Below are 2,676 nucleotides of genomic sequence, written 5' to 3'. Positions count from 1 at the left end.
CGAGGAGTCCGACGATCTCCCCTTCGCGTACGGTAAGGGAGAGATTGTCAACTGCAGGCACTCCGTTGTACCGCTTGGTTAAATCTGTCAGTTCAATCATGTTCAGAAGAATGAATGCAGGTTGTTTAATAGAGCATTCTCGCACAATCCTCAACATGTCGGCTCTGAACCATTCCTCGCTTCATTGCCCGTATTGACCTGTAGATGATTGTACCATATCCTTTATACTATTTTAAAAAAGAAATTAGACGAATGAATAACCGGCTCTCTGTCTGGCTCACCATATTCATCATGATCACACTGATCTCCACCCCGGTATCCGCATCGGGGCACGATGAGACAGAAGAGCTGCAGATCGTTTTCAAGCGCGAATTCCAGCCACAGGAGCAGACTATTGTGATAAATTCGATGGGGTTAAACGGGACTCCCCCTCGCATTAAGTTCCGGGATCCCGGGGTATCATTATTCCCTCATAGTTCTTTGCCTTCAACGAATGTGAGGCCTGTCCGGCTGTCAGCAAGACCCCCCATACCCGATGAGAGTGTTGAGCGAACTATCCGGATATACAATGCACAACCCCGTGATCCTTTTCTTCCGATCAGTATTTCGATATTCAGGTTAAAGGTACAACTGAATCCCTCGCTCCACCCGCCTATGAGCATTTATCAGATCAACACCATTCCGACACAGCATGATCCGGTGGAAGAAGTGGAATGGAGAATTGTGAAAGGTGATCAGACAGAGTACTCTGCCCTTTCCATTCCGGAAGAAAAAGACCGGATCTGGGTTGATCTTCTCTTTGAAGAGGGGCCGGTTATATTGACGGTATATTCACCCGATGCCGTTCTTGGCCCGTTTGAGGATGCAGATGACGGTGTTCCCGATAACAGGATATATCTTGAGATTGCCGGAGATACTATTATGCCACAAGGAGAATGGTACTTCCGAATTGAGAACCCCGGTGAAGAAGAGAGCCGGTATACATTCACGATCTGGTACTGATGAATCCACATGCAAAGCTCCTGATTATGCTCATCTGCCTGGCAGCTCTTACCTGGTCTGCCTCGGCGGCCCCCTCCTATACGATCAGCTCAGGGTATGAGAATCCGCCGACAGGAGCAGTCCCTGTGACCCCGGCACCAGTTGGTCTTCTTGAGCTTCCATTCTGGATCTTCCTTCTCCAGGTCTCCTGTTTTCCACTTGAGGTACTGACTGCCATGAAGTTCTGGGCTCTTGCAGGATATCGGCGGGTTTCCGGCTCGAATGTCCTTGATAATTCCCTAAGGAAAGAGGTCTTTGGAAGGATCTGCAAAGAGCCGGGCATTCACCTTCATGAGCTTGCCAGGAAGTCGAAGTCCACCCTGAGCACCATCCGGTATCATTGTGCGATCCTTGAGCGTTCGCACATGATCCGGGTCGTTGAAGAGAAAGGGTTCAGGAGATTCTTCAGGAACGGGGGAACCTATTCACGTGATGAACTGGATCTCATCTCCTGCCTCCGTTCGCAGACGGCATCTGAGATCCTCAGGATTATCCTGGTGCAACCCGAGATCTCCCGGCAGGAGATCGCAGATACCATCGGCAAAAGCGGCCCCTCAATAACATGGCATATGCAGAGGCTCGAAGAGAAAGGCCTGTTGTCGGTGAGAAAAGAGGGGAGATCGGTCCGGTACATGATTAATGATCAGGTGACCCATCTCCTTGATCAGACAGCTCTTTGGGCTGAAGGTACTGGCTGATTGATATTCTTACTCCACCCGCTGAAGCCCTGATCGTATCGTCTCAAAATCTCCGTCCTCTGCATCGATCTCATAGAGTACGGTTCCGTATTTTGGGCAGAGTTTTGTAAATGGCATGATGATCTTCTTCTTTTTGATCTTCAGCCCTACAAGCATAGGCTTTGCAAGAAGCATGTGCAGTCCGCGGAACTCAAAATCCGGATACATCTCATACTGTTCCGCAGTGTTCTTCCTGACGTATTCATTCACTTCGTCAGGCTTTGCATCCATCATCAGAACTTTGCCGCCAAGGTTATTGACACAGCGTTCCTTCATAGTATTTGTTCGGACTTTTCAAAATAAAAAACCTCGCATTCTGTTTACGAATTGATCTGATTCGATCATGAGCGTCAGGTAGAAATAGGACAAGCGAGTAGTTTCTGCTATGCCATCCCCCCTTGTCGGACGAAAATTTGGCGTGAATATCATCGAACCACCTGATCCGGAACGGTGCCGGGGTATCAGGGTGCTTGGAATATCCGGATCCAGCCGGCAGGATGGGGATCTGAGTAAATCCGAGCGGCTCCTGAAGAGGGCCCTTGTGAAATACGAAAGCTTCGGCTCGACAACCGAGTTCATAAGGCTGAAGGATCTGTTGATCTATCATTGTGAGGGCAATTACTCAGAAGATCCATCCCACTGTATCTATCCCTGCATGTCGACGCTGAAATACACAGATGACCAGATGCAGAGGGTCTATGACGCGGTGCTCGCCTGCGATATTCTCATCCTTGCATCCCCTATCCGGTGGAATAACCACTCTGCCCTTGTTCAGAAATTCGTCGAGCGGATGAACTGCATCGAGAACCAGTACTCCTGGTTTGGAAACAGGATGATTCATAACAAAGTTGCAGGACTGATTATCATCGGCCATGTGGACGGTGTCCAGCATGTGGCA

Annotated in this window: 4 protein-coding genes; 3 read left to right on the top strand and 1 reads right to left on the bottom strand. The window is 49.2% G+C overall.

Annotated elements, in window-relative coordinates; all coding sequences use genetic code 11:
- Window positions 1-252: 252 nt before the first annotated feature.
- A complete protein-coding gene (locus QCH34_RS10385; RefSeq protein WP_300333810.1) occupies window positions 253-1,002 on the top strand; it encodes a hypothetical protein in 750 nt (249 codons plus the stop codon).
- Window positions 1,002-1,739, top strand: coding sequence for a winged helix-turn-helix transcriptional regulator (locus QCH34_RS10380; RefSeq protein ID WP_300333807.1), 738 nt, complete (start codon window positions 1,002-1,004; stop codon window positions 1,737-1,739). The genes QCH34_RS10385 and QCH34_RS10380 overlap by 1 nt, the downstream gene beginning before the upstream one ends.
- Before the next feature lie 9 nt (window positions 1,740-1,748).
- Here the strand turns inward: QCH34_RS10380 and QCH34_RS10375 are convergent, their stop codons facing one another.
- Window positions 1,749-2,054 (bottom strand): DUF1894 domain-containing protein, encoded by a 306-nt coding sequence (locus QCH34_RS10375; protein ID WP_300333805.1) that lies wholly within the window; start codon window positions 2,052-2,054, stop codon window positions 1,749-1,751.
- Window positions 2,055-2,163: 109 nt separating this feature from the next.
- On the opposite strand from QCH34_RS10375, the gene QCH34_RS10370 reads away from it, so the two are divergent.
- A partial coding sequence (locus QCH34_RS10370) for a flavodoxin family protein (protein WP_300333803.1) occupies window positions 2,164-2,676 on the top strand: 513 nt, incomplete at its 3' end.

This window comes from Methanocalculus sp., assembly GCF_029762515.1.
GTDB lineage: Archaea > Halobacteriota > Methanomicrobia > Methanomicrobiales > Methanocorpusculaceae > Methanocalculus.
The sequence above is the reverse complement of the archived record's forward strand: the minus strand, read 5'-3'. Positions and strand labels throughout refer to the sequence as shown.